Annotated in this window: 24 protein-coding genes; 8 read left to right on the top strand and 16 right to left on the bottom strand. The window is 74.3% G+C overall.

All coding sequences use genetic code 11. From position 1 onward, the window contains the following. Positions 1 to 40 precede the first annotated feature (40 nt). Positions 41 to 1318, top strand: coding sequence for an AMP-binding protein (locus CCE02nite_RS10465; protein ID WP_141389586.1), 1278 nt, complete (start codon positions 41 to 43; stop codon positions 1316 to 1318). 53 nt (positions 1319 to 1371) lie between these two features. Next, entirely contained in the window at positions 1372 to 2241 is an 870-nt protein-coding gene (locus CCE02nite_RS10460; protein ID WP_141389585.1) for a 1,4-dihydroxy-2-naphthoate polyprenyltransferase, read from the top strand. 27 nt (positions 2242 to 2268) lie between these two features. Here CCE02nite_RS10460 and CCE02nite_RS10455 read toward each other — a convergent pair whose 3' ends face one another. Beyond that, the gene (locus tag CCE02nite_RS10455; protein WP_141389584.1) at positions 2269 to 2607 is read right to left on the bottom strand and encodes a DUF4229 domain-containing protein; all 339 of its coding nucleotides are present in this window, start codon (positions 2605 to 2607) and stop codon (positions 2269 to 2271) included. 31 nt (positions 2608 to 2638) lie between these two features. Here CCE02nite_RS10455 and CCE02nite_RS10450 point away from each other — a divergent pair, with 31 nt between their 5' ends. Further along, entirely contained in the window at positions 2639 to 3109 is a 471-nt protein-coding gene (locus CCE02nite_RS10450) for a PLD nuclease N-terminal domain-containing protein (protein ID WP_141389583.1), read from the top strand. Positions 3110 to 3277: 168 nt separating this feature from the next. On the opposite strand, the gene ccsB is transcribed toward CCE02nite_RS10450, so the two are convergent. The 6 genes from ccsB to CCE02nite_RS10420 form a co-directional block, all read right to left on the bottom strand. Then, a complete protein-coding gene (gene ccsB, locus CCE02nite_RS10445; RefSeq protein WP_141389582.1) occupies positions 3278 to 4297 on the bottom strand; it encodes a c-type cytochrome biogenesis protein CcsB in 1020 nt (339 codons plus the stop codon). A gap of 3 nt (positions 4298 to 4300) precedes the next feature. Continuing rightward, complete coding sequence (gene resB / locus CCE02nite_RS10440) at positions 4301 to 6190, bottom strand: cytochrome c biogenesis protein ResB (RefSeq protein WP_141389581.1); 1890 nt, start codon at positions 6188 to 6190, stop codon at positions 4301 to 4303. Between the two features lies 1 nt (position 6191). Then, positions 6192 to 6947 carry a cytochrome c biogenesis CcdA family protein gene (locus tag CCE02nite_RS10435; RefSeq protein ID WP_141389617.1) on the bottom strand — a complete coding sequence of 252 codons (756 nt, stop codon included), beginning with the start codon at positions 6945 to 6947 and terminating at the stop codon, positions 6192 to 6194. 110 nt (positions 6948 to 7057) lie between these two features. After that, the gene (locus CCE02nite_RS10430; RefSeq protein WP_255318789.1) at positions 7058 to 7690 is read right to left on the bottom strand and encodes a TlpA family protein disulfide reductase; all 633 of its coding nucleotides are present in this window, start codon (positions 7688 to 7690) and stop codon (positions 7058 to 7060) included. A gap of 127 nt (positions 7691 to 7817) precedes the next feature. Beyond that, complete coding sequence (locus tag CCE02nite_RS10425) at positions 7818 to 8489, bottom strand: histidine phosphatase family protein (protein ID WP_141389580.1); 672 nt, start codon at positions 8487 to 8489, stop codon at positions 7818 to 7820. 70 nt (positions 8490 to 8559) lie between these two features. Next, positions 8560 to 9087: a MarR family winged helix-turn-helix transcriptional regulator gene (locus CCE02nite_RS10420; RefSeq protein WP_141389579.1), complete on the bottom strand. Its 528-nt coding sequence runs from the start codon at positions 9085 to 9087 to the stop codon at positions 8560 to 8562. A gap of 172 nt (positions 9088 to 9259) precedes the next feature. Between CCE02nite_RS10420 and CCE02nite_RS10415 the strand changes: the two genes are divergently transcribed. Further along, positions 9260 to 9811, top strand: coding sequence for a YceI family protein (locus tag CCE02nite_RS10415; RefSeq protein ID WP_053369575.1), 552 nt, complete (start codon positions 9260 to 9262; stop codon positions 9809 to 9811). A 110-nt stretch (positions 9812 to 9921) separates the two neighbouring features. On the opposite strand, the gene CCE02nite_RS10410 is transcribed toward CCE02nite_RS10415, so the two are convergent. Both CCE02nite_RS10410 and CCE02nite_RS10405 read right to left on the bottom strand, forming a co-directional pair. Then, a complete protein-coding gene (locus tag CCE02nite_RS10410; RefSeq protein ID WP_197088739.1) occupies positions 9922 to 10596 on the bottom strand; it encodes a redox-sensing transcriptional repressor Rex in 675 nt (224 codons plus the stop codon). Between the two features lie 59 nt (positions 10597 to 10655). Then, positions 10656 to 10949: a glutaredoxin family protein gene (locus tag CCE02nite_RS10405; protein WP_371861915.1), complete on the bottom strand. Its 294-nt coding sequence runs from the start codon at positions 10947 to 10949 to the stop codon at positions 10656 to 10658. A 61-nt stretch (positions 10950 to 11010) separates the two neighbouring features. On the opposite strand from CCE02nite_RS10405, the gene CCE02nite_RS10400 reads away from it, so the two are divergent. Beyond that, positions 11011 to 11892: an HAD family hydrolase gene (locus CCE02nite_RS10400; protein WP_141389577.1), complete on the top strand. Its 882-nt coding sequence runs from the start codon at positions 11011 to 11013 to the stop codon at positions 11890 to 11892. A gap of 502 nt (positions 11893 to 12394) precedes the next feature. On the opposite strand, the gene CCE02nite_RS10395 is transcribed toward CCE02nite_RS10400, so the two are convergent. Both CCE02nite_RS10395 and CCE02nite_RS10390 read right to left on the bottom strand, forming a co-directional pair. After that, positions 12395 to 12493 carry a 30S ribosomal protein bS22 gene (locus tag CCE02nite_RS10395; protein ID WP_003792170.1) on the bottom strand — a complete coding sequence of 33 codons (99 nt, stop codon included), beginning with the start codon at positions 12491 to 12493 and terminating at the stop codon, positions 12395 to 12397. A 219-nt stretch (positions 12494 to 12712) separates the two neighbouring features. Further along, complete coding sequence (locus CCE02nite_RS10390) at positions 12713 to 13942, bottom strand: acetoin utilization protein AcuC (RefSeq protein ID WP_141389576.1); 1230 nt, start codon at positions 13940 to 13942, stop codon at positions 12713 to 12715. A gap of 166 nt (positions 13943 to 14108) precedes the next feature. Between CCE02nite_RS10390 and CCE02nite_RS10385 the strand changes: the two genes are divergently transcribed. Next, on the top strand, positions 14109 to 15485 hold the full coding sequence (locus CCE02nite_RS10385; protein ID WP_141389575.1) for a TrkH family potassium uptake protein: 1377 nt from the start codon (positions 14109 to 14111) through the stop codon (positions 15483 to 15485). A gap of 163 nt (positions 15486 to 15648) precedes the next feature. Next, entirely contained in the window at positions 15649 to 16353 is a 705-nt protein-coding gene (locus CCE02nite_RS10380; RefSeq protein WP_141389615.1) for a potassium channel family protein, read from the top strand. A 103-nt stretch (positions 16354 to 16456) separates the two neighbouring features. Here CCE02nite_RS10380 and CCE02nite_RS10375 read toward each other — a convergent pair whose 3' ends face one another. Further along, positions 16457 to 17032, bottom strand: coding sequence for an ArsR/SmtB family transcription factor (locus tag CCE02nite_RS10375; RefSeq protein WP_141389574.1), 576 nt, complete (start codon positions 17030 to 17032; stop codon positions 16457 to 16459). A 76-nt stretch (positions 17033 to 17108) separates the two neighbouring features. Between CCE02nite_RS10375 and CCE02nite_RS10370 the strand changes: the two genes are divergently transcribed. Further along, a complete protein-coding gene (locus tag CCE02nite_RS10370) occupies positions 17109 to 18422 on the top strand; it encodes an MFS transporter (protein ID WP_141389573.1) in 1314 nt (437 codons plus the stop codon). 47 nt (positions 18423 to 18469) lie between these two features. On the opposite strand, the gene CCE02nite_RS10365 is transcribed toward CCE02nite_RS10370, so the two are convergent. The 4 genes from CCE02nite_RS10365 to CCE02nite_RS10350 all read right to left on the bottom strand — a co-directional run bounded on the left by CCE02nite_RS10365 (position 18470) and on the right by CCE02nite_RS10350 (position 26489). Continuing rightward, positions 18470 to 19105, bottom strand: coding sequence for a hypothetical protein (locus tag CCE02nite_RS10365; protein WP_141389572.1), 636 nt, complete (start codon positions 19103 to 19105; stop codon positions 18470 to 18472). A 335-nt stretch (positions 19106 to 19440) separates the two neighbouring features. Then, positions 19441 to 21462: an Ig-like domain-containing protein gene (locus CCE02nite_RS10360; RefSeq protein WP_141389571.1), complete on the bottom strand. Its 2022-nt coding sequence runs from the start codon at positions 21460 to 21462 to the stop codon at positions 19441 to 19443. Next, positions 21459 to 23708 carry a glycoside hydrolase family 127 protein gene (locus CCE02nite_RS10355; protein WP_141389570.1) on the bottom strand — a complete coding sequence of 750 codons (2250 nt, stop codon included), beginning with the start codon at positions 23706 to 23708 and terminating at the stop codon, positions 21459 to 21461. The genes CCE02nite_RS10360 and CCE02nite_RS10355 overlap by 4 nt, the downstream gene beginning before the upstream one ends. Positions 23709 to 23912: 204 nt before the next feature. Then, the gene (locus CCE02nite_RS10350; protein WP_141389569.1) at positions 23913 to 26489 is read right to left on the bottom strand and encodes an immunoglobulin-like domain-containing protein; all 2577 of its coding nucleotides are present in this window, start codon (positions 26487 to 26489) and stop codon (positions 23913 to 23915) included. Positions 26490 to 26520: the final 31 nt, after the last annotated feature.

The following is a 26520-nucleotide window of genomic DNA, read 5'->3' as shown; positions in this document are numbered from 1 at the left end:
CGCTTCCCGGTCACCCTACGGCCCGGCCTACGCTGATCCGGTGAACCGCGCCGTCGTCCCCGCCGATCTCGACGCCCTGGTCGCGGCGGTCGGCGCCGCGCTCGACGGCGCCGGTCCCCCGGTGGCGCCCGTCCCGCCGCTCCCCCGGCCCGGGCACGTCGACGTGCCACCGGGCGCCGCGCTCGTCCTGCGCACGTCGGGCTCGACAGGCGCGCCGCGCGAGGTCGTGCTGTCCGCGGCGGCGCTGCGCGCCTCGGGCGCCGCGACGCACGAGCGGCTGGGCGGACCCGGGCACTGGCTCCTCACGCTGCCCGCGACGCACGTCGCGGGCGTGCAGGTGGTCGCCCGCGCGCACGCGGCCGAGCGGGGCCTCACGGTCGCGCCGGAGGACGAGCCGTTCACCCCGGCCGGCTTCGCCGCGCTCGTCGCCCGGGCGCCGAGCGCCGAGCGCCGGTACGTCTCGCTCGTCCCCACGCAGCTCCACCGCCTCCTCGCCGCGGCGGACGCGGGCTCCGACGGCGGCGGCGCGGGACTCGACGCGCTCCGCGCCCTCGACGCGGTCCTGCTCGGCGGTGCCGCCGCGCCTCCCGCGCTGCTGCGCCGCGCGCGGGCGGCCGGCGCGCGCGTCGTGACCACGTACGGCATGACGGAGACGAGCGGCGGGTGCGTGTACGACGGCGTCCCGCTCGCGGGCGCGCGCGTGCGCCTCGCACAGCCCACGCCCACGGACGGGCCGGGCGGCGCCACGGGCGTCGTCGAGCTCTCCGGACCGTTCCTCGCCGACGGCTACCTCGGCGACCCGGCCGCGACCGCGCACGCGTTCCGCACCGACGACGACGGCACGCGCTGGTTCCGCACCAGCGACCTCGGCCGGCTCGACGGGGCGCCGGGCGGGCCCTCGCTCACCGTGCTCGGCCGGGCGGACGACGTCGTCGTCTCGGGCGGCGTCAACGTCGCTCCGGCCGCGGTCGAGGCCCTGGTCGCCGAGGTCGACGGCGTGGGCGAGGCGTGCGTCGTCGGCGTGCCGCACCCGGAGTGGGGGCAGGAGGTCGTCGCGGTCGTCACGACGGCCGCGCCCGCCGCTCCCGGCTCGGCCCCCGGCCCCGGCCCCGGCCCCGGGACCGGGACCGGGGTCGCGGACGCTCCGGCCGCGCTCGTCGCCACGGTCCGGGACCACGTCGCGGATAGGCTGGAGCGGGCGGCCGCACCGCGTCACGTGCTCGTCGTCGCGGAGCTTCCGCGCCGCGGGCCCGGCAAGGTGGACCGCGCCGCGGTGGCGCGGCTCGCCGTCGGGCACCTCCAGGCCCGCCCCGGTTGAGCCGCCCGCGGCCCCACCAGCCTGCACGACCCGCACGACCGAGACGGAGCACCATGGCCAGCACCACCGAGTGGGTCGCGGGCGCGCGCCCGCGCACCCTTCCCGCCGCCGCGACGCCCGTCATCGTCGGTTCCGGCGCCGCGGCCCAGGTGGACGGCTTCGCCTTCTGGCCCGCGCTGCTCGCCCTCGGCGTCGCGCTCGCGCTCCAGGTGGGCGTGAACTACGCGAACGACTACTCCGACGGCGTGCGCGGCACCGACCTCGACCGCGTCGGCCCCATGCGGCTCACCGCGACCGGCGCCGCGCGACCCGGGCAGGTGCGCGCCGCGGCGTTCGGCGCTTTCGGCGTCGCCGCCGTGCTCGGGCTCGTGCTCTGCGCGGTGACCGGCCACTGGTGGCTGATCGCCGTGGGCGCGCTCGCGATCCTCGCGGGCTGGTACTACACGGGCGGCCGCAACCCGTACGGCTACCGGGGCCTGGGCGAGGTCGGGGTCTTCGTCTTCTTCGGCCTGGTCGCCACGCTCGGCACCACCTACACGCAGGCGGGCGTGGTCACGTGGCCGTCGGCCGTCGCCGCGGTCGCGGTGGGGCTGCTCGCGTGCGCCATCCTCATGGTGAACAACATCCGCGACATCCCGACCGACGTCGTCGCGGGCAAGCGCACGCTCGCGGTCCGGCTCGGCGACTTCCGTGCCCGCCGGGCCTACGTCGCGATGATCTGGGTCCCGCTGCTGCTGGCGGTCGTGTGCGCGTTCGCGTCGCCCTGGGCGCTCGGCACCCTGGTCCTCCTGCTGCCGGCCGTGCTCCTCACGCTCCCGGTGATCGCGGGTGCGCGCGGGCCGCTCCTCGTGCCGGTGCTGGCCGGGACCGGGTTGTTCGAGCTCGCGTACGGCGTGCTGCTGGGGGTCGGGCTCGCGCTCTGAGCGTCGGCAGGCCGCGGTCCCGGCGGCTCAGCGGGCCGACGACGTCCCGGGCTGCTCGGTCGGCGCCGGGTCCGTGCCCGGCGCGGCGGCGTTCTCCTCGCGGTCGAGGGCCGCGTCCTCGGCCGCCGCGTCGTCCTCGATCTCGCGCGAGAACCGCTCGCCCGTGCGCGTGCGGTGCTCGGCCCGCGCGGCGAGATAGCGCGAGGCGGCCTCGCGGGGCTTGCGCAGGGTCAGGTACGACAGCATGAGCGCGACGACCGCGGCGACGAGGACGAGCAGCCAGCCCCGGAGGCCGGCGAACCAGAGCACGCCCAGCGCGGCGGCGAAGAGCAGCAGACGCAGGACCGAGTAGACGACGACAGGCACGACTCCAGGGTACGGCCCGTAGGCTGGAGCCATGCTTCGCGTGCTGCTCCCCCTCATCGCCGTCGGCCTCGCGGTCTACGCGCTCGTCGACCTCGCCTCGAGCGACGAGGAGGAGCGCGGCGGCATCCCCAAGGGGCTGTGGATCGTCCTCATCATCCTGCTGCCGTTCCTCGGCCCCATCGCGTGGATCCTCGTCAAGCGCTCCGCGTCGCGCTCGGGCTCGCGGTACGCGGGCGGGCGCCCCTCGAGCGGCTCGTCGAGCGGCGGCACGCGCCGGCGTCGCAACGCCCCCGTCGCGCCCGACGACGACCCGGAGTTCCTCTGGCGGCTCGAGCAGCAGCAGCGGCGCCAGGCGCGGGACGAGGCGCCCTCACCCGCGACGGAGGACGCTCCCCCGACGGCCGCGGACTCGACGGAGGACGCCCGGACCGAGGACGAGGGCGACGCACGGCGTCCCGGGGCGAGCAACGGCTCCGACGACGGTGACGACACCGCCCGCTGACCGACCCACCGCGCGCAGGTCGAGCGCTGCGTCCGCCGTCGAGCGCTGCGCCCGCGGTCGAGCGCTGCGTCCGCGGTCGAGCGCTGCGTCCGCGGTCGAGCGCTGCGTGTCTGGACGCAGCGGTCGCGCGGGGACGCAGCGCTCGGTGAGGCTCGACGTCGGACCGGGTCAGTCGCCCGGGGTGAGGCCCGAGTACGAGTGCTTGCCGTTGAACAGCAGGTTCACGCCCGTGAAGTTGAACAGCACGCACGCGTAGCCGACGATCACGAAGTACGCCGCCCGGCGCCCGGACCAGCCGCGGGTCGTGCGGGCGTGCAGGTACGCCGCGTACACGATCCAGACGACGAAGCTCCAGACCTCCTTGGGGTCCCAGCCCCAGTAGCGGCCCCACGCGTGCTCGGCCCAGATCGCGCCGCCGATGATGGTGAACGTCCACAGCACGAACGCGACCGCGTTGAGGCGGAAGCTCAGCGCCTCGAGCTGGAGCGGCCCCGGCGTCGAGTCGAGCCAGCGCCAGCCGCGCGCGCCGAGGAACGCGTTCCCGGAGTCGCGCGAGTCGCGCAGGAGCTGGAGCACCGACGTGACGAACGCGACGGTGAAGATGCCCGTCGCGATGATCGCGACGCCCACGTGGATGACGAGCCAGTAGGACTGGAGCGCGGGCTGCACGCCGGTCGCGGCGACGAAGAACGCGTTCTGCGCGAGCACGACGAAGAGCACCGCGAGGCCGGTCACGAACGACCCGAGGAAGCGCACGTCGCGCTTGAGGGAGACGCCGAGGAACACCGCGAGGGCCACGAAGGAGCCGACGAGCGTGAACTCGTACATGTTGGCCCACGGCGCGCGCCCCGCGGCGATGCCGCGCGTGACGATCGCGACGAGCAGCAGCGCCGTCCCGAGCCACGTGAGCGAGATCCCGATGTTGGCGGCCTTGCGCGACGGCTCGGGCGCGGCGACGGGTGCGGCGTCGACGGCGTCCGGCGCGTCCGGGCCGTACGGCGAGACGGGCGCGCCCGCGCCCGCGAGCACCTCCGCGCCGGGCGCCTTCGCGTCGGCCCGCGCCTCGGCCCGCTCGTCGTCGGCGCGGCCCGCGAGCCGCGCGAGGTCGATCGCGAACGCGACGAGCGCGACGGTCAGGGCAGTCGCAGCGGCCCAGACGAGGTCCTGGCTCAGCTCGGCTACGGTCATCGGTCAGCCTTTCGTGCGCGGTCGCGCGGTCGGGTCCTGTACGGGACGCGCGGTGGAGCGGGTGCGGTCGGCCGGTGCGCGTCCCGGCGACGAGGTGAGGTCACCCTCACCCGATGGTGCCACGCCCGGGAGCGCGGCGAGAAGCGAGTCGACCTCGCCCTGGAGGCCGGCGTCGTCCCCGCGGGCGAGGCCCGCGACGGCGACGACGGTGCGCTCGCGCGGCGCGTCGTCGTCCGTCCCGGGCACCTCCTCGCGCCACGCGCGCACCCACACGCGGCGGCGCGGGGTGAACAGCGAGACGGCGAGCCCCGTGAGCGCGCCGAGCGCGAACACGAGCACCCACGTGAGCGACGGGTCGTGGCGCAGGTCGAGCGCGACGTAGCGCGGCAGCGAGTCGAACGTGATCGTGCCGAGGCCGTCGGGCAGGTCGACCGTCTCGCCCGGCGCGACGAGCAGCTTCACGCGCTCGCCGTCCTCGTCGACCGACGGCGTGAGGTCGTCGGTGTCGAGGCGGTAGACGTTCTGCGGCAGGCCCTCGTCGAGGCCGAGGTCGCCGCGGTAGACCTCGAGCACGAGCAGCGGGTTGATCGGCTGCGGGTACACCGACGCCGCGGTCTCGCCGTCCTCGCTGAGCTGGGCCGTCGGGAGGAAGTACCCGACGAGGCCGACCTGGTCGAGGCCGGAGGACACGTCGGGCACCTTGATGACGCCGCGCGAGGTGTACATCGTGTCCTCGGGCAGGAACGGCACCCGGCCGGAGAACGCGACCTCGCCGTCGGCGTCGTGCACCGTGACCTCGGGCGCGAACCCGTTGCCCTGGAGGTAGATCTTGGCGCCCCCCGCGGTGAGCGGGTGGTTGACCTTGATGGTCTCCTCGTGGGTCGTGCCGTCGGGGTCGCGCACGGTGACCGTCGCGGTGAAGTCGCGCGACTGCGCGAACGCGACGGAGTCCTGGGCGAACTCCGACTCGAACGCGTCGAGCGTCATCGAGAACGGCACGAGCGACGACGGCCGGAACCACGCGCCGTTCTCGAACGTGTCGTAGTCGACGACCGCGTTCGCGAACCCGCGGCCCTCCGTGACGATCGCCTGGCCGCGGTAGTGCAGGAGCTGGCCCGTCGCGACGGCGACCAGGAGGCCGACGAGCGACAGGTGGAACAGCAGGTTGCCGGTCTCGCGCACGTAGCCCCGCTCGGCGGACACCGTGCGTGCCGCAGGCCGCGCGGCGGCGCGGCCCCGCGCCGGGGCGGCCTCCTCGGCGTCCGTGTCCACGCGGAACGTCGGCAGCCAGCGCAGCCGGCCGCGCAGGTGGGTGCTCGCCGCCGCGACGACGTCGTCCGGCGACGCGTCGGTGACGGCGCGCGCCTGCGCCGGGAAGCGGTCGAAGCGTCGCGGCGTGCGCGGGGGTCGTGTGCGCAGCGCCTGCCAGTGCGCCTTCGTGCGCGGCAGGATGCACCCGACGAGCGAGACGAACAGCAGGATGTAGATGGCCGAGAACCACACCGAGGCGTAGACGTCGAAGAAGCCGAGCCGGTCGAGCCACTCCCCCGTCGTCGGGTTCTCCTGGAGGTAGCGCAGCACGGCCGCCGGGTCCTGCGGGCGCTGCGGCAGGACGGAGCCGGGCACCGCCGCGACCGCGAGCAGCATGAGGAGCATGAGCGCGACGCGCATGCTCGTGAGCTGGCGCCAGGTCCACCGCAGCGTGCCGCGCCAGCCGAGCCTCGGGAGCGCCGGGCCGCCGTCGCCTCCCGTGCCGCCCTCGCCACCCGACGGCGTTCGGTCCCCCGGGCCGTCGCCCGCGGAGAACGCGTCGTCGATGCCCTCGGGGCGGTAGCCCGTCGGCGTCGTCGGACGCTCTTCCGACCTCTCGGTCTGGCCGGTCCGCTCGGTCATCTCACACCACCGTCACGTAGCCGTCGATCCAGCCCTGCATGGTCGACGTCCACGTCGTCCACAGGCCCGTGACCAGCGCGAGGCCGATGAGCACGAGCAGCCCGCCGCCGATCCGCATGATCGCGAGACGGTGCCGGCGCAGGAAGCCGAGCATGCGCTGCGAGCTCTGCAGGCCGAGTGCGATGAGCAGGAACGGCACGCCGAGACCGAGGCAGTAGGCGACCCCGAGGATCGCGCCGCGGCCCGCAGAGGCCTCGTTCAGGGACAGCGACTGCACGGCGACGAGCGTCGGACCGAGGCACGGCGTCCAGCCGAGCCCGAACACGATGCCGAGCAGCGGCGCCCCCCACAGCCCGGCCTGGGGGCTCAGGTGCAGGCGCCGCTCGCGCTGGAGGAACGGGACCGCGCCCATGAAGGCGAGCCCCATGAGGATCACGACGACGCCGAGGACGCGCGTGATGACGTCCTCCCACCGCACGAGGTGGACGCCGATCGCGCCGGCGGCGACCATCAGCGCGACGAACACGAGCGTGAAGCCTGCGACGAAGAGCCCGACCCCCGCGAGCACGCGCCCCCGGCTCGGCGCCGCGACCCGGGTGGCCGTCGTCGTGCCCCCGGACGCGCCGCGCCCGCTCCCGGCGTTCGCCGCGGCCATGCCGGAGACGTACCCGACGTACCCGGGCACGAGCGGCAGCACGCACGGCGACGCGAAGGAGACGAGCCCCGCCAGGACCGCCACCGGGACCGCCAGCAGCATCGACCCGCTCCAGACCGTCGCGGCGAACGTGTCGCCGACGCTCGTCGCGGCGGCCGCGGGGAGCGCGGCGGTCGGGACGGTGGCGGCGAGGGACGCGAGGGTGCCCACGGTCAGCCAGCCGCCTCGTCCTCGGCGAGCACGTCGTCGACGAGCGCGGTGAGGGTCGAGCCCTCGGCGAGCCCGATGACGCGCGCCGCGACGCGGCCCTCGCGGTCGAGCACGACCGTCGACGGCACGGCCTGGAGCGGCACGGTGCCGGAGAGCGCCGCGACGACCTCCCCGCTGCGGTCGTCGATCGACGGGTAGGGCACCTCGAACCGGCGCTGGAACGCCTGCGCGGCGCCCGCCTCGTCGGTCGTGTTGATGCCGAGCACGTGCACGCCGTCGTCGGCGCGGTCGTTCGCGAGCGCCACGAGGTCGGGCGCCTCGGCGCGGCACGGCGCGCACGCCGCGTACCAGGTGTTGAGCACGACGACGTCGCCCAGCCAGGCGCTCGTGTCGACCTGCTCGCCCTCGTAGTCGGTGCCGGTGAGCGCGACGACGTCGCCCCGCTCGCCCGCGTCCCAGGTGCGGACCGAGCCGTCGCCGGAGACGTAGCCCTGCCCGACGACGTCGGTCGTCGCGCCGGAGTCCTGGGCGCACGCCGCGAGGCCGAGCGTCGCGGCGACCACGACGCCCGCGGTCAGCACGCGACGCAGGGGCGGGAGGGCGCGCACGGCACGCGCGCGCGAGCTGGCGGTCACAGCGTCATCACGGGAGGCACCCTGCCCGGGGTTCCTGGACGCCACCTGAGAGACGTGACCTCCGCCACTCCCGAACGGGACGGTTCGGGCGTCCGGACGGCGACGACGGCGCGAGACATGACCGACGTCACGCCCCGGCGACGGTCGCGGCGCCCGGGAGGAGGTCGGCGACCGGCTCGGTGTAGTGCAGACCGACGAGGCGGTCGTCCTCGAAGTGCAGCGACGTGAGCGAGGCGAGCGAGCACTGCCGCTTGCGCGGGTCGTGCCACAGGCGGCGGTTCTCGAAGCTCAGGCGCGTGAGCCACACGGGGAGCTGGTGGCTCACGAGGAGGGCCTCGTGGCCCGCGGCCTTGTCCCGGGCGTCGGCGACCGCGGCCCGCATGCGCGCGACCTGCTCGGTGTACGGCTCGCCCCACGACGGCCGGAACGGGTTCCACAGGTAGGGCCAGTGCTGCGGGTGGCGCAGCGACCCGTCCCCGACGCCGAACGTCTTGCCCTCGAAGTGGTTCGCCGCCTCGATGAGTCGGTCGTCCGTGCCGAGCTCGAGCCCGAACGCCTCGGCGGCGGGCGTCGCCGTCTCCTGCGCGCGCTGGAGCGGTGACGCGACGACGACGGCGAGGTCGGCGCGCGGGCGCGACGTGCCGTCGGGCCCGGGCTCGCCCGCGAGGTGCGCGGCGACGCGGCGGGCCATCTCGTGACCACGCTCGGAGAGGTGGTAGCCGGGGATGCGGCCGTAGAGGACGCCGTCGGGGTTGTGGACCTCGCCGTGGCGCAGGAGGTGGACGATGGTGGAGACCATGCGCACCAGTGTCCCGCACTCCGGGCTCCGACCGGCACCCGGCGCACGCGGCCCCGGGGCGGCGACGGGGTCAGGAGTCGCGGTCCGCCTTGCACGCCTCGGCGACGGCGGCCATCGCCTCGCCGAGCGCGCGGAACTGCTCCGGCGTGAGCACGTCGACCATGAACCGGCGCACGGCCGCGACGTGCGCCGGGGCGGACGCGACGAGCACGCGGTAGCCCTCGGGCGTCATCGCGCAGTTGACCCCCCGGCGGTCGCCCGTGCTCGCCGAACGCCGCACCAGGCCGCGCGCCTCCATGCGCGCGACCGTGTGGGTGACGCGGCTGCGGGACCGGGCGAGCCCGTCGGCGAGCGCGGACATGCGCAGCGTGTGGTCCGGGCTCTCCGAGAGCCGCACGAGGAGCTCGTACTCGTTGAGCGAGACCTCCGACCGCTCCTCGTGGTCACGCCCGAGCGACTCGATGAAGCGCACGGTCCCGTCGAGGTAGGCGCGCCACAGGCGCTGCTGCTCGGCGTCGAGCCAGCGAGGCTCCTCGCTCGCGGTGGCGGCGGTGCTGGCGGTCGTCGTCGGCTGGGCGTCGACGTCGTTGCTGGTCATGGGTCCTCGGGCGCTCGCGGACAGGGGTCGGTTCGGGGGGCGGAACCTCGCGGAACATTCTCCCACCCACCGGGAATAGACGGATCACCCCCTGCTGTTGATACGCTCGTACGAAGTTGAACCTTCAACCAAGTTCGGTCCTCCGGGACCCACGACCCCCTCAGGAGCACCCATGGCCACGCCGCTGCCCGCCGGGCTCAACGCCGGTACCTACGCCCTCGACTCGTCCCACTCGCAGGCGGCCTTCACGGTCCGCCACGCCGGCATCTCCAAGGTGCGCGGCACGCTCGCCATCACGGCCGGCACCATCACCGTGGGCGACGACCTCGAGTCGACCTCCGTGACCGCCGAGCTCGACGCGGCGTCCGTGAGCACGGGCGACGCGAACCGCGACAACCACCTGCGCAGCGCGGACTTCTGGGACGCCGAGAACAAGCCGACGTGGAGCTTCGCGTCGACCAGCATCTCCGGCGACGGCGACGACTTCGTCGTGGCGGGCGACCTGACGATCAACGGCGTGACCAAGCCGGTCGAGCTCGAGACCGAGTTCGCGGGCACCGCGACCGACCCGTTCGGCAACGCGCGCGCCGGGTTCGAGGCGACGACCGAGATCTCGCGCAAGGAGTTTGGCCTGACCTGGAACGCCGCGCTCGAGACCGGCGGCGTGCTCGTCGGCGACAAGATCAAGATCGCGCTCGACGTCTCGGCCATCAAGCAGGGCTGACGACCGACTCCCGGGACCGCCTTCCCCGGGGACCTTCCCAGGAAAGCTGCACCCGCCGGCAGGGATGCCGCCCGAGGGGCCGCGTGCACCAGCACGCGGCCCCTCGTCGTTCAGCGGTCCTGAGCCTCCGCGAGCGCGCGGGCCTGGGAGTGGAACGCGAGGATCTGGAGCTCGCTGCCGACGTCCACACCGCGCACGTCGACGTCCGCGGGCACCTGGAGCGCGCGCGGCGCGAAGTTGAGGATCTCCCGCACGCCGGCCGCGACGACGCGGTCCGCCACGGACTGCGCGTGCGCGGCGGGCGTCGCGAGGACCACGATCGACACCTTCTCGCGCGCCACGACCTCCTCGAGCGCGTCGACGTGCTCGACGACGAGGCCCGCCGCCCGCGTCCCCACCACGTCCGGCGACGCGTCGAGGAGCGCCGCGACGTGGAAGCCGCGCTGCTCGTAGCCCGAGTAGTTCGCGAGCGCGTGCCCCAGGTTGCCGATCCCGACGATCGCGATGCGGTGCTCGTCCACGAGCCCCAGCGCCTCGGTGATGTACTGCGCGAGCGAGTCCACGTCGTAACCGACGCCGCGCGTGCCGAACGAGCCCAGGAACGACAGGTCCTTGCGGAGCTGCGCCGGGCCTACGCCGGAGAGCTCCGCGAGCTCGACCGACGACGTCGTCGCCACCCCTCGCGCCACGAGGTCCCGCAGCGCCCGCAGGTAGGACGGGAGCCGCGCCACCGTCGCGCTCGGGATCCCCGGCGCCGTCACCTCACCGACTACCTGCTCAGCCACCCGTCACCCCGTCGTCCCTGGGACCGTCCTCGTCGACGGTCACGCTCCACCGGGAGGAATCATCCCAGGTCCGCGCGCGCCGTCGAAATCCGACCCACCGCACGCGCGAGCCGGCGGGCGTCGACCCGCCAGAACCCCTGCTGGACGCCGCCGACCGTCACGACCGGGACGTACTCGCCGTACTGCTCGCGCAGCGCCGGGTCCGCGCCGGGCGCGTCGACGTCGATCTCCGCCCACGCGACCCCCGCCTCGGCGCACACCGCCTCGACGACCGCCCGCGCGTCGTCGCACAGGTGGCACCCCGCGCGGCCGTAGAGGACGACGGGAGGGGCGGGGGCGTCGGAGGTGGTCACGACTCCCAGGGTACGAGGGACCCGCCCCCGGGACGGTCCCCAGACCGCCTAGAGTGGGGCCATGGCGACGTCTTCCGGTCCGGGCCCCGTCCCGACCCCCGGGTCGACGGACCCCGAGGACGCACCCGCCGCCGAGCGCACGCCGCCCGCCCCCGCGCACCGCACCGCCGCGTTCTTCGACGTCGACAACACGATCATCCGCGGCGCGTCGTCGTTCCACCTCGCTCGCGCCCTGTACCAGCGGCAGTTCTTCTCCACGCTCGACATCGCGCGCTTCGCCGTGCACCAGGCGCGCTACCTCCTGTTCGGCGAGAACAAGCAGCAGATCGACCGCATCCGGTCTCGCGCCCTCGCGCTCATCGCCGGCCGCTCCGTCGCCGAGGTCACCGCGATCGGCGAGGAGGTCTACGACACCGTCCTCTCGCTGCGCATCTACCCCGGCACCCGCCGCCTGCTCGACGAGCACCTCGCCGCCGGACACCAGGTGTGGCTGGTCTCCGCGACCCCGGTCGAGATCGGCGAGCTCATCGCCCGCCGCCTCGGCACGACCGGCGCGCTCGGCACCGTCGCGGAGCACGAGGACGGCTTCTACACCGGCCGCCTCGTGGGCGACATGATGCACGGCCGCGCCAAGGCCGCCGGGGTCCGCGCCCTCGCCGAGCGCGAGGACATCGACCTCGACGCGTCGTACGCGTACGGCGACTCCCTCAACGACGTCACGATGATGGAGACGGTCGGCCACCCGTGCCCCATCAACCCCGACGCGCGCCTGCGCCGCTACGCCCAGGACGTCGGCTGGCCGATCCGCGAGTTCCGGGGCCGCCGCCGTCGCGTCGCGCGCAGCAGCGTCCGCACCGCGAGCTGGGCCGGCGCCGCCTGGGCCGCCGCCCTCGTCCTGCGCTCCGTGCGCCGCGCCGTCGACCGCCGCATCGCCCGCCTCTGACCACCCCGCTCCCCCGAACCAGCGCCCTCACCCCCGCAAGGAAGAACCCAGGTCCGGCGAGGTAGAGCCCTGGTTGGCCGAGGTAGAGGCCTGGTCAGCCGAGGTAGAGCCCCGGTCCGGCGAGGTAGAGGCCTGGTCAGCCGAGGTAGAGGCCTGGTCCGGCGAGGTAGAGGCCTGGTTCTTGTGCCCGACGGCGTGGGGCTGGGTGGGGTGGACGGGATCTCACCCGGGTCGTCGCGCGCCTCGGGCCACTGCTCGCGGTGCTACCTCCCCTGTACCGCCAGGGTCTGGGGAGGGGCGACCGACCCGGGAGGCGACCCACCGTCGTCGGGCACGACGGGGGCTCTACCCTCGGCCAACCATGGCTCTACCTCGGCCAACCACGGCTCTACCTCGGCACCCAGGGCTCTACCTCGTGCGACCGCCGGAGACGCGTCGAGCCCGGTCCCCTCGGGAGGGGCCGGGCTCGACGGCGGGTCGGTGCGTCAGGACGCGCGCGACGTCACTTCTTGTTGCGACGCTGGTGACGCGTCTTGCGAAGCAGCTTGCGGTGCTTCTTCTTGGCCATGCGCTTGCGGCGCTTCTTGATGACGGAGCCCATACGGTCCTCGCAATGCTCGAGCGGCGTGTCGGTCGGCGACCGGTCGACCGGCCGCGTGTGGTCCACGGTTGATCGGGGCCCCGGCGACCACGAGGGCGCCGCGAGCCGACCAACACGAGAGAAATCCGCCCCCTAGACTACCCGCTCGCGCTCGTGCCCCGGTACGCCGCCGCCCGCGGGGGCCAGCGGCGCTCCCGCGAGGGGCCGCTCGTCACGGCCTCAGTCGAAGTGCGGGTCGAGGCCGAGGAGCGGGAAGACGGCGCGGCGCGTGGCCGTGACGGCGCGGTCGACGTCGTCGTCCGGGTCGTAGCCGCTGCTCCAGCGCCGCAGGTCGACGGGCGGGCCGAACGCGAGCGGCGCGTCGAACCCGGCGACCTCGGCGACGCGCGCGCGCCACTCCTCCGGCAGCGGCTCCCCGGCGGTCACGGGCCGGTGCACGACCTCCCCCACGACGGCCGACCACACGAGCGGCACGACGCGCGCGATCGCGTACCCGCCGCCGCCGAGCGCGAGCCACCGTCCGCCCGTGAGCTCGTGCGCGAGGTCGTGCACCCACCCGAGGGCGGTGCGCTGCGCGTCCACGGACACGTCGAGGTCGGAGAGCGGGTCCTCGCCGTGCGCGTCGCAGCCGTGCTGGGTCACCAGGACCTCGGGCCGGAACGCGCGCAGCACGGGCGGCACGACGGCGTCGACCGCGCGGAGCCAGCGCGCGCCGTCCGTGCGACGCGGGAGCGCGACGTTGACCGCGGTGCCCTCGGCGCCCGCGCCCCCGACGTCGGTCGGGTGACCCGTCCCCGGGAAGAGCGTCGCGCCGCTCTGGTGGACGGACACCGTGAGCACGCGCGGGTCGTCCCAGAACGCCTCCTCCACGCCGTCGCCGTGGTGCGCGTCGAGGTCCACGTAGGCGACGCGCGCGACGCCGTCGTCGAGCAGCCGGCGGATCGCGACGGCCGCGTCGTTGTAGACGCAGAAGCCCGACGCCGCGCCGGCCTTCGCGTGGTGCATGCCACCCGCGACGTTCACCGCGTGCGCGACACGTCCCGCGGCGATCTCCCCTGCCGCCTCGTACGAGCCCGCGACGATCCGGGCGGCGGCCTCGTGCATCCCCGGGAAGACGGGGTCGTCCTCGGTACCGAGCCCCCGGGCCGGGTCGGGCGTCCCGCGCTCCGACGCCGCGCGCACGGCCGCGACGTACTCGGGGTCGTGCACGAGCTCCAGCACGTCGTCGCTCGCGGGCTCGGGTCGCAGGACCGCAGGCGCCGCGTCGCCGTCGAGCAGACCGAGCGCGCGCACCAGGCCCATCGTCAGGTCGAGCCGGGCCGGGGCCATGGGGTGGCCGTGGCCGAAGTCGTAGCCGAGGAGCTCCGGGCTCCACACGACGCAGGATCCGGGCGCCGCGGCGCCCGCACCGGCGGGGGCGGGCGACGACGTGGGGTCGGTCGTGGGCATGGCTCACGGTAACGCCCGACGGCGCGCACCCGCCCCGACGGACCGGTCGCCGGACCCCGGTGCGGCACCCGGACCCCGGAAGCGGCATGATGTCCCGGCGCCGGAGCGGCGACATGACGGGCCACCGGGCCCGTGGCAGAGTGGCGCGAGTGGTGAGGGAGGCTCCATGCCGACGAGCATGACCGGGCGCCTGTTCAAGGGGCGGGAGATCGTCGACCGCCTCGCCCGGCAGTCGCCCGCACGCCTCGCCGTCACGGTCTTCGCCGCCGTCATCGCCGTCTTCACCGCCCTCCTCATGGCGCCCTGGGCGACGGCGAGCGGACGGGCGGCGCCCTTCGTGGACGCGCTGTTCACCGCGACGTCCGCGGTGTGCGTGACGGGCCTCGTCGTCGTCCCGACCGGGACGTACTGGTCGACGTACGGGCAGGTCGTCATCCTGCTCGGCATCAAGATCGGCGGCCTGGGCGTGATGACGCTCGCGTCGATCCTCGGCATGGCCGTGTCGCGGCGCATCGGCCTCACGCAGAAGCTCCTCACGGCGTCCGAGACCAAGACGACGCGGCTCGGCGAGGTCGGCTCGCTCGTGCGGGTCGTCATCATCACGTCGACGTCGCTCGAGCTGCTCATCGCGCTGCTCCTCCTGCCCCGCTTCATCGTCCTCGAGGAGACGTTCGGGGAGGCCGCCTGGCACGGGATCTTCTACGGCATCTCGGCGTTCAACAACGCCGGCTTCATCCCCACCGAGCAGGGGCTCGCGCCCTACGTGGGCGACTGGATGCTGTGCCTGCCGATCATCCTCGGCGTGTTCATCGGCTCCCTCGGCTTCCCCGTGATCCTCAACGTCATGCGCAACCGCAAGCGCGTCGCCAAGTGGAGCCTGCACACCAAGCTCACGCTCGCCACGAGCGCGGCGCTCGTCGTCGTCGGGACGGTCCTCTTCGCGGCCGTCGAGTGGACGAACCAGCGCACGCTCGGCCCGCTCGCGTTCGGGGAGAAGCTCCTCGCCTCGCTCTTCGCGGGCGTCATGCCCCGCTCGGGCGGCTTCTCCACCGTCGACACCGGCGGCATGCACGAGGCGAGCTGGCTCATCACCGACGCCCTCATGTTCGTCGGCGGCGGCTCCGCGTCGACCGCGGGCGGCATCAAGGTCACGACGCTCGCCGTCATGCTCATCGCGATCGTGTCCGAGGCGCGCGGCGACCGGGACATGGAGGCCTTCGGGCGCCGCATCCCCCGCGACACCCTGCGGCTCGCCGTCGCGGTGTCCTTCGTGGGCGCGACCGCGGTCCTGCTGGCGAGCCTGCTGCTGCTGGAGATCACGGGCGAGACGCTCGACGTCATCCTCTTCGAGACGATCTCCGCGTTCGCGACGGTCGGCCTCAGCACCGGCATCACGCCCGACCTCCCCGACGCGGGCAAGTACGTGCTCGTCGCGCTCATGTTCGTCGGCCGCACGGGCACCATGACGTTCGCCGCCGCGCTCGCGCTGCGCGACCGCCGCCGCATCGTGCGCTACCCCGAGGAACGCCCCATCATCGGGTGAGCGACCCGTCCGCGGCGGCGTACGCCGTCGGGCACCGCCACCGACCCTTCCCGACCACACGAGAGGCCCCACCGTGACCGACCCCTTCTCCCGCGGCGCCGACCCGAGCCCCGGGCCGGCGACCGGGAAGGACGCCCTGTCGGCAGACCCCGTCGCGCGGCGCATCGTCGAGCGCGGGCGCGCCGAGCGCTCCCGCCGCGACGAGGCGAAAGCGCCTCGCAAGGACGCGGGCGTGCTCGTCATCGGCCTCGGGCGCTTCGGGACGGCCATCGCCGCGACGCTCGACCGCCTCGGCCAGGACGTGCTCGCTGTCGAGCGCGACCCCGACCTCGTCGCCCAGTGGAGCGGGCAGCTCCCCCTCGTCGAGGCCGACGCGTCCAACCCCGTCGCGCTCGAGCAGCTCGGCGCGCGCGACTTCCCCGTCGCCGTCGTCGGCGTGGGCACGTCGCTCGAGGCGAGCGTCCTCATCACGGGCAACCTCGTCGACCTGGGCACGCCGCAGATCTGGGCCAAGGCCATCTCCGCCGAGCACGGGCGCATCCTCCAGCGCATCGGCGCGCACCACGTCGTCTTCCCCGAGGCCGACGCCGGCTCGCGCGTCGCGCACCTGGTGTCCGGCAAGCTCCTCGACTACATCGAGGTCGAGGACGGGTTCACCATCGTCAAGATGCGACCGCCCCGCGAGGTCCAGGGCTTCACGCTCGCGCAGTCCAAGGTCCGCGAGCGCTACGGCGTCACCGTCATCGGCGTGAAGTCGCCCGGCGAGGACTTCCTCTACGCGACGCCCGAGACCCGGATCAGCGCCAACGACCTCCTCATCGTCTCGGGCCACGCCGACCTCCTGGAGCGCTTCGCCGCCCGCCCCTGAGCCGCGGTTCGGGCCGGTCCAGGTCCGGGCCGAGAAGTGAGCTTCCGCCCCTGGTCCGGCCGATCTCGGGGCGGAACCTCACTTCTCGGCGCAGGCGCCCCGGTCAGGACGGCGGGCGGTGCAGGACGAACAGCCCGCGGTGGACGGGTCGGTCGAGGCGCCGGCCGTCCGTCGCCACGTACTCGTCGAGGACGGCGAGGATGCGCCGGTCGAGCTCGGCGACGTCGTCGTCGGAGAGGTGGAGGCGGAACGCCGCGGACATCGTGACGGCGTCGGGACCGGCGGCGAGGGCGTCGTCGAGCGCGGCGGCGACGGGGCCGAACCGGACGTCGGGGGCGGTGCCGCGCAGGGGGTCGTCGAGCCACCAGGTCGCCCCGGTCGCGCGGTAGGGGCGTTCGAGCGCGCCCCCCGCGCCGGTCCGCACCTCCGCGGGCTCGAGCAGGCCCGCGCGAACGAGGAGCCGGACGTGGTGGAGGGCAGTGCCGGGCGCCACGCCGAGGTGATCGGCGAGCTCCTTGTTGGTCATCTCGCGCGTGCCGCACTGCCGGACGATGCGCTGGCGCAGGGGGTGAGCGAGGGCCTTGGCCTCGAGCGCCGTGGGAGGCCGCCGTCCGGGCACTGCGGGCGTCGTCTCGCCCGGGCCGGGGGCGGGGTCCTGGGGCGTGGGCTCGGCGCTCATGGAGCCATCGTACGTCGATCGATCGAGATCCGCCGATCGATTGGGAATCCTCAATCACTGTGCCATGCTGGGCGTCATGGCCTCCGCACCCCGCCGACGACGTCCGGCCGGTACACCCCTGGGAGCGGCGTTCCAGCGCCTCTGGACGGCGTCGGCGGTGTCCAACCTCGCCGACGGCGTGCTCAAGGTCGCGCTGCCGCTCGTCGCGGTCCGGTACACCGACTCCCCCGCGCTCGTCGCCGGGCTGACGTTCGCCCTCACCCTGCCCTGGCTCCTCTTCGCGCTGCCGGCCGGCGCGCTCGCCGACCGGCTCGACCGCCGCCACGCGATGATCGGCGCCAACGTGGCGCGGGCGCTGCTCGTCGTCGCGCTCGCCGCCATCGCGCTCGCGCCCGACGCCGGGAGCATCGCCGTGCTCTACGTCGTCGCGTTCGGCGTCGGCGTCACGGAGACGCTCTACGACACCTCGGCGCAGTCGATCCTGCCGCAGGTCGTCCCGCGCACCGCGCTCCCCCGGGCGAACGGGCGGCTGTACGCGGCGGAGCTCACCGCGAACCAGTTCGTCGGGCCTCCGCTCGGCGGGCTGCTCGTCGCGGCGGGGGCGGCCGTGGCGTTCGGGCTCCCGGGCGCGCTGTGGGCGCTCGCCGTCGGGCTCCTCGTCGGGCTGCCCGGCTCGTACCGCCCTGAGCGCACGACCCGCACGACGCTGCGGGCCGACATCGCGGAGGGCCTGCGCTTCCTGTGGCACGACCGGATCCTGCGCACGCTGGCGCTGATGGTCGGCGGCATCAACTTCGCGAGCAACGCCGCGTTCGCGATCTTCGTGCTCTACGCCGTCGGGCCCGGCTCCCCCCTGGGGCTCTCGGAGCCCGCGTACGGCGTGCTGCTCACGACGACCGCGGTCGGCGCGTTCGCCGGCTCGTTCGTCGCGGAGCGCGTCGTCGCGCTCGTCGGGCGGGCGCGCTCCCTCGCGCTGACCGTGCTCAGCACGGTCGCGCTGGTGGGGGTGCCCGCGGTGACGACGAACGCGTGGGTGATCGGCGCCGTCTACGCCGTCGGCGGCGCGGGGATCGCCGTGTGGAACGTCGTGACCGTCTCCCTCCGGCAGCGGATCACGCCCGACGCGCTGCTCGGCCGCCTCAACTCCTGCTACCGGCTCGTCGCGTGGGGAACGATGCCGCTCGGCGCGGCGGTCGGCGGCCTGCTCGGCGAGGTGTTCGGGCTGCGGAGCGTGTTCGTCGTCATGGCGGCGGTCTCCGCGGCGACGCTGCTGGGCATGCTCGTCGTGGACGACCGCGCGATGGACGCGGCGGAGCGGGTCGCCGACGAGCACGCCGGCGTCGGGGACCGGAAGGTCGCGCCCACGGCGGAACCCGTCACCGAGGACTGAACCGCGCCGTCACCGCCTCGTCGCGTCGGCCTCTGCCCCGGCGGCGGTCAGGCGGCAGGGCGGCCCTTGTGCGCCCGACGGCGCAGCACGGCACCCGCCGCGACGGCCACCCCCGCGAGCACGGCGGCCCCGACGAGACCGGTGCCGGTCGTGGCGAGGCCGTCCGGGCGCGGGGACGCGGAGGTCCCGCCGCCCGTCGTCCCGCCCGTGCCGCTGGACGGCGTCCCGCCGGGCTCCTGGGGCTCGCCCGGTGCGGCGAGGACGACGAACGGCTCGGACAGCACGTCGGCGCCGGCACCCGGCGCGACGAGGCGGACGTGGTGCTCGCCCGGAACCGTCCCCACGGGGATCGTCGTCACGAGCTCGAACGCGCCGTCGGCGTCGGTCGTGACCGTGCCGAGCAGCACGGGCTCGCTCTCGAGCCAGACCTCGTAGGTGGTGTGCGGCGCGAGGCCGGTGCCCCGGACCACGAGCTCGCCGCCGACGACGAACGGACCCTCGCCCACGACGACCACGCGCGGCCCCGCCGGCACCTCGCGCTCGGTGATCTCGACGCTGACGCGCACGCCGTCGGCCGGGTCCGGGGACGTGACGGTGAGGGTGGCCGCGGAGGCCGCTCCGGCAGGGACGAGGAGCGAGCCGGCGATCACGAGGGCGGCGAGCAGCCTGCGGGTGGTCGTCACGCGATGAACCTCTTCGTCCGGCCCGGGGTGGGCGCTGCTGGGTCCCCCCGAACCCGGCTGGACGATCGTCCAGCCGCGATCATCTTGCCATCTTGGACGCCTGAACTGAACATCCGTCCAAGTTGTTCACCCGCGCGGCGTCGCCCGACCTCCGGCAGCGCAAGGCTCGGCCCCCGTCGCTCCGAGGAGCGACGGGGGCCGAGCCGGACCCGGGCGGTGCCGGCACACCGCCCGGGGGTCTGTGGTCACCCGCCCTGGCGAGGTAGAGGCGTGGTCACGACCACGCCTCTACCTCGCGGTACCGGGGCTCTACCTCGGCGAGGCGGGGCGGCGGGTCAGCCGCAGTCGAGCGCGTCGAACGGCGCGTCGACCGTCGTGGTCACCTCCCGGGGTCCGTCGGGGCCGTCGACCGTCGCGGTGCCCGTGACGGTCGCGGTGCCGGCCGGGGCCGACGTCGCGCGCGCCGCGAACGACTGGTACGCGCTCTTGCCCGGAGCCACGTCCGCGAACGCCTTCTGCCCGAACGGCGTCGCGAGCGTCACCGAGACCGGCACGTCCTCACCGTTCGTCGCGCGCACCGCCACGTACGCCTTGCCCGCGAGGCAGCGCGGCGAGACCTCGACCGCGAGGTCGAGCTCCGGCTCGTCACCGAGCGCGGGCAGCACGACCTGCTGGCGCGTCTCCTCGTTGCCCGCGGCGTCGGTCGCCGCGAACTCGATGACCTGCGGCTCGTCGGTGAGCGCGCGCGTGAACGGCTCGGTGTAGGTGCCCCAGAACGTGCCGGGCCCCTCCCACTGCACCTTGTCCACGCCGGAGCCCGCGTCCGTGGCCGCGAGGGTGATCTCGACGCTGCTGCCGACCTCGCGCAGCGTCGCGACCGTCACCGGCGCGACCGTGTCGACACGGAGCTCGCGCGAGCCCGTCCCGACGTTGCCCGCCGCGTCCGTCGCGCGCGCCTCGACCGTGCGCGCGCCGTCCTCGTCGACCGCGAACGGGCCGTCGTAGGGCGCCCACGCGCCGCCGTCGAGCGAGACCTCGACCGCGGGGGCGGGGTCGCGGTTGTCGGAGACCACGACCGTGACGGTCGGGTGCTGGACGTACCAGCCCGACGTCGCGGGGCCGGGCTGCGCGGTCACGGTCACCGTGGGCGGCGTCGTGTCCTCGCCCGTGTCGGGCGCGACGACGAACACGACGGCCTCGGCCGGCACGTCCGTGCCTTCGACGTCGCCGACGACGAAGAACAGCCCGTCGGGCTCGGCGTAGTCCGCCGGGTCGATGGCGTCCCAGGTCACCGGGATGCGGCTGTCCTTGGACGCGTCCTCGTACTCCGCGGTGACCGTCGCGGGGAGCGCCGGGGCCGTGCCCGCGAGCGTCACGACGCTCACGTTGTCCACCGCGGTGACGGCACCCGGCTCCCCGTCGCGCACGTGCACCGTGCCGCTCACCGGCTCGACGAGCTCGGCGGACGTCCCGCTGACCTCGAACGCCCCCGCCGCGGCGACGTCCTCGGTCGTGACGTCCTCCCAGTCCACCGCGACCGTCTCGACGCGACCGTCGGTGAAGATCGCGTCGATCTCGGCCGGGAGGTCGGGCAGGACGCCGACGTCCGTGGGGATGTGGACGGGCGAGTGGTCGATCGGCCCGTTCGGGTCGACCGGCTCGGGCTCCTCGACCCCGCCCGTGCCCCAGACCTCCCACTCGGAGACCCCGACGGCGGAGTACGTCGTCGCCGTGGTGCCCCGCAGCGCGTCGAACGTCGCGCGCAGGCGTGTCGTGGTGACGGCGTCGAACGTCGTCTCGTTGGTCGCGAGACGCTCCGTCGGGTAGCCGCTCGGGTTCGGGACGTCGACGAACGCGCCGGCGTCCGCGTCCCAGAACTGGAGCCTCCACGACGCCGGGACGCGCACGTTGTCGCCGTTCGCGTCCGTGCCGTCCGACCAGAACCGGACGACGGACCGGTCCACGGTGACCGGCGCGGGCCACGAGTACTCGAGCCACTGGGTCGCGGGACGGTCCCCGCTCCACGTCGCCCACGTCGCGTCGTGCGCGCCCCCGGTGCTCACGCCGGCGCCGTCGTTCACGGCCTCGACCTTGTTCCACGACGCGGTGTAGCTCGCCTCCGGTGTGCCGAGCAGCGCGACGTTCGCCGGCGCCTCGTCGGCCGCCGCGGTCAGTCCGTCGGTTCCCGGGCCGCCGACAGCGGCCCACGCCCCGACGCCCGCGCCCGTGAGGGCCAGGGCGAGCGCGGTCACCGTGGCGACCACGCGGCGTCGGGCCCGCGGTGCCGGCGGCTGGTCCCCGAGCGGGATGAGCACGGTCGAGCCCGCGCCCCGCGATGAGTTGGTGCGCGCGCTCATGCCAGCCTCGCCTTCCCCGCCGTGACCAGGACCTTCTGACCGTCGCGGCGGCTCAGGAGGCCGTCCGCGGTGAACTGCTCGACCGTGCGCTGGACCTTCTGGAGGAACGCGGCGCGGTCGGCGAAGCCGCCGTCGCCCCACACGACGTCGAGGAACGTCGTCCCGTTCGGCCGCGCGGCGTTGGCGACGCCGCTGTCGAGCCCCGCGAAGACCACGCGCGGCTCGGAGCGCTCGACGTACATGTGGTACTGCGTGTCGTCGCCCGACCACGCGGGCTCGAACGTGAGGTCCCCGAGACGGAAGTACCCGTTCCCGAGGTCCGTGAACGCCCCCTCGAGCGTGCCGTCGAGGCCCATGTGGGCGTAGAGCGACACCTTGAGGTACTCGCGCGACGCGCTGCGCGCGAGCAGGACGGTCGGTCCGTTCTCGATGCTCTGGATCGAGGGGTTGTCGATCGTCGGCACGGCGCGGATGCTCAGCGGCATCGTCACCTCGACGACGTCGCCGCGAGACCACGAGCGCGACACGCTCACGTAGGTCCCCGGCACGGCGTCGAGCTCCTGCCCCACCCCGTTGACCGTCACCGTGAAGCCCTTGCGCACCCAGCCGGGCACGCGCAGGCGCAGGTCGAGCTGCCCCGAGCCGTTCACCGTGAGGCGCGTCGCACCCACCTTCGGGTACTGCGTCTCCTGGACGACCTCGAAGCCCTTCTCCTCCCACGTCAGGGTGGAGGCGAGGTAGAGGTTGACGTACAGCACCTCGCCGTCGACCGAGCGGAAGTAGACCGAGTCGCGGTACTTCACGTGGTTCTCGAGCCCGGTGCCGCCACAGCACGTACCGGTGTTGCCGTACTCGCGGCGCGTGCCCGGGTTGACGCCGTACATGTACGTGACGTCGGGGCTCGTCGTGGACTGCGTGTTCTTCTTCGAGCCGACGATGTGGTTGAGCAGCCCGCGCTCGTAGTACTCCATGTACTTCGGGTCGAGCGAGTGGAAGTACAGCAGGCGCGAGAGCTTGAGCATGTTGTACGTGCCGCACGTCTCGGCGTTGCGCGCGCCGATGTCGCCCGCGACCGTGCTCGGCGGCCCGAACAGCTCGCCCTCGCCGTGACCGCCGTGCGCATACGTACGGCCGGGGACGACCATGCCCCAGAAGCCCTCGACGGCCTGGCGGTACCGCTCCTCGCCCGTGAGGTCGTAGACCTTGAGGTAGCCGGGGAACTGCGGGATGTGCTGGTTCGCGTGCTTGCCGTTGAGCGTGTCCGTGCCCGCGGCGCTCGCGTCGACGAGCGTGTTGAGGTCGAACAGCTTCGCGGTGGCCACGTACGTGTCGTCGCCCGTGATCGACGCGATGTCGGCGAGCACCTCGTTCATGCCGCCGTACTCCCCCGCGATGTAGATGCCCCACATCCGGTCGAGCTGCGCCTGCGGCAGCACGGACAACCGGCTGTGCACCCACGCCGCCATCGACGACGCGAGCTCGAGCGCCTGGTCGCTGCCCGCGAGGCGATAGGCCTCGAGCAGGCCGGCCATGATCTTGTGGCACGTGTAGTACGGCGCCCAGATCTCGCCGTACGGCGCGTACTTCTCGAGCTGGCTGAACTGCCACTCGCCGTACGCCGCGAGGAACCCGGGGTGGCTGAACCGGCCCATGGCCGCGAGCGCCGTCTGGACCTCGCCGAGGCCCTCGACGATCTGGTCCACCTTGTCGCGGAACACCGTCTCGCCGGTGCTCGCGTACGCCAGGGACACCATGGACAGGAAGTGCCCGCCGTAGTGCCCGCGCAGGAGGTTCGCGGTCTGGGTGTTCGCCCGGCCCGGGTAGTCGTCCGGGCCCCACGGCTGCTCGTTGGCGTGGCCGAAGCCCTCCCAGCCGCCGGGCGCCGACGCGCCCTTTGTGTCGAGCCCGGCGTTGCGCCGGAACACCGCGAGGACGCGGTCCACGGGGTACTCGCGCGCGAGGTGCAGGATCTGGTCCTGCGAGCGCGTCGCGACGCTCGGGGCGAGCGTCACGTCGGACATCGGGAACGGCTCGGCGGCCCAGCCGTCGAGGGTGACCGAGCGGTCGAGGGACCGCAGGAAGGCCCGGCTGACGGGCGGTCCGCTCGGGACCGTCAGCGCCGGGACCGGCGGCGCGGCGAGCGCGCTGCCGCCGCCCGCGAGCGCGACGGCGCCGGTGGCCCCGGCGGCCAGCGCCCCGAGCCGCAGGACGGCCCGTCGCGAATAGCTGGTGTCGTGCACGTGCATGAGCTGTCGCTCCTTCTCACTCGTCGTCGAGTGGTGGAAGCGTCGTCGGCGGCAAGGAGGGAAGCCCCGCGTCCGACGCTCGTGCTGGTTCCGCCCGGCCGCCACGTCGCCGAGGTTGGTCCGTCGAGGTAGAGGCGTGGTCGTGACCACGCCTCTACCTCGCGGTACCTCGCCTCTACCTCGGCGGGTGCGACCTCGCGGGTGTCAGGCGCAGTCGAGCGCGTCGACCTGCGCCTCGCGCGTGGTCGTCACCTCCTTGCCGTCGAGGGTCGCGACGCCGGTCACCGTGACGGTCCCGGCCGGGACCGTCGTCGCGCGGGCCGCGAACGACTGGTACGCGTTCTTGCCCGGCGCCACGTCGGCGACGGTCTTCTCGCCGTACGGCGTCGTGAGCGTCACGGTCACGGGCAGGTCTTCGCCGTTCGTCGCGCGGACCGCGACGTACGCCTTGCCGGCGAGGCAGCGGGACGTCGCCTCGACCGCGAGGTCGAGCTCGGGCGCCGGCGGCTGCTCGCCGTACGCCGCGAGGAGCGCGGCGTGCTCGGCGGCCGTGATCGGCAGGACCGTGCCGTGGCGGGGGCTGCTCGGCAGGTGGGCGTCGACCGACGTCCACACGCCCGAGTCGAGGTCGGTGGACTCGAGCGGCAGGTAGCCCTGGCCGCCGTGGTAGCTCGGCTGGTCGACGAAGAGGTACCACTTCTCCTCGGTGTTCGACTTGAAGACGGTCGGCCCCTCGCCCGCGGTGAGCGTGCCGCCCCACGGGTTGGGCTGGCCGTAGCCGATCTTCTCGGCGACGAGGTCCCAGTCGGTCGAGCGCAGGTCCGTCGACTTCTCGAGGCGCGGGATCATGTACGCCTCGTCCTTGGTGAACCGGTAGTACGTGCCGTCGTGCTCGACGATCGACGAGTCGATCATCCCGAGGCCGTTGCCGCGCTTCTCGTCGATCCACACCTGCGGCTCGGAGAACGTCACGAAGTCGCGCGTCGTGGCGTACATCATGCGCTGGTAGGAGTCGGCGATGCGGCGGCCGTCGGTCGACGTCGTCGGGTAGAGCGCCGAGGCCCAGTAGACGATGTACTCGCCGCGCTGGGCGTCCCAGAACGCCTCGGGCGCCCACGTGTTGCCCGCGTACGCGCTCGACACCGTGACCATGCGCTGGTCGGACCAGTGCACGAGGTCGGTCGACTCCCAGATCATCAGGGCGCGCGACCCGCGCTCCTGCGCGTTGCCGAAGTTGTTGCCGCCGTAGATGCGCAGGTCCGTCGCGAGGAGGAAGAACCGGTCGCCCTCGGGCGAGCGGATGATGAACGGGTCGCGCAGGCCCTTCTCGCCGAGCGTCGACGTGAGCACGGGCTCGCCGTCGTTCAGCTCGACCCAGTCGAGCGGGTCGTTGCCGTTGCTCGCGCTGAAGTACACGGACTCGCCGTCCGCGGTGCTCTCGCCCTCGAAGTACGGGAAGAAGTAGCCCTCGTAGTCGGCCTCGGCGGGCAGCGGGCGGACCGTGGCGTCGTAGGTGTGCGTCGCGGTCGCGCCGTCCTTCGCCGCGGTCACGGTGAGCTGCACGACGGCGGCCGGCTCGCCGTGGGCGGGCCGCGTGACCTCGCCCGTCGCCGAGACGGTCGCCGGGTCGGAGCTCTGCCAGGTCAGGGCCGAGCCGTTCGCGCCGTCGGCGGGCAGCGTGAGGTTGCCGCGCACGTCGTCGAGGTGCGGCACGACGGCGTGGCTCGCGTCCCACGCGACGGCCTCCGCGGGCGCGAGGTGCGCGAGGACGGTGACGTCGAGCTGCGCGGTGCGCGCGACCGCACCCCGCGTGACGAGCGCGGTGAGCGTCACGGTCGCGTCGTCCTCGCCCGCGGCGGGCCGGGTGACCTTGCCGGTGGCGCTGACGACGCCCGTGTCGGACGACGTCCACGTGACGAGCGAGCCCTGCGCGCCCGTGGTGGGCAGCACGAGGTCGGCCGTGACGGCGCTCGTGTCGCCGAGGTCGAGCGCGGCGAGGTCGGCGTCCGCGGCGGCCGTCGAGGTCTCGGCCGCGAGCTCGCCCGCCTCGGCCGCGCTCAGCGCGCGGTCGTAGAGGCGGAAGTCGCGCACCTGGCCCTTGAGGTAGCGGTCGCCGGAGTAGAGCGAGCGGCCGACGTAGTTCGCCGTGGTCTGCCCGCCGCCGATCTGGCCGGGGTCGGTCGTGACGTTCGTGGCCTGCTTGACCTGCACCCCGTCCTCGTAGAGCGTCGCCGTCGTGCCGGTGAGCGTGTACGTGAGGGTCTTCCAGACGCCGCGCTGGAGGTTGGCGCCCTTGGTCACGGTCTGCTCGGTGGACCAGTTGCCGGTGGCGATCGACGTGCGGTACGCGTTGCCGGTCGTGAAGAGGTACCCGTTGCCGTTCGAGCCGCTCGTGTTCCCGAGCCCGTAGACGAAGTACGGCGTGCCCTGGTCGGCGGCGACGAGGACGTCGAGGCTCACGGTGGCGTCCGTGAGGCCCGCGAGCAGGTGGTCGGGCAGGTCGACGTAGTCGTCCGTGCCGTCGAGCGTCGTGCCGTCGGGGGTCGCCGTGCCGCCCACCAGGGTGGCCGGTCCGAAGGCGGAGCCCTCGGCGAGGTTCGCCGTCGTGCCGCCGGTCGTGCTGGCGGCGTCGAGCGGGTACCAGGCGACGAGCCCGTCGTCGGTGGGGCCGCCGACGTCCGCCGCGGCGGGCGCCGCGACGGTGGCGGCGAGCGTCGTGGCGGCGAGCGCCCCCACGAGCCCGGCGGCGAGCGCCGAGCGCGCTCGGTGTGTCGGAATCATGTCGTCCTCTCCTCGTCGAGATGCAGGTCGT

It is taken from the genome of Cellulosimicrobium cellulans (assembly GCF_006539945.1).
Lineage (GTDB): Bacteria > Actinomycetota > Actinomycetes > Actinomycetales > Cellulomonadaceae > Cellulosimicrobium > Cellulosimicrobium cellulans.
The sequence above is the reverse complement of the archived record's forward strand: the minus strand, read 5'-3'. Positions and strand labels throughout refer to the sequence as shown.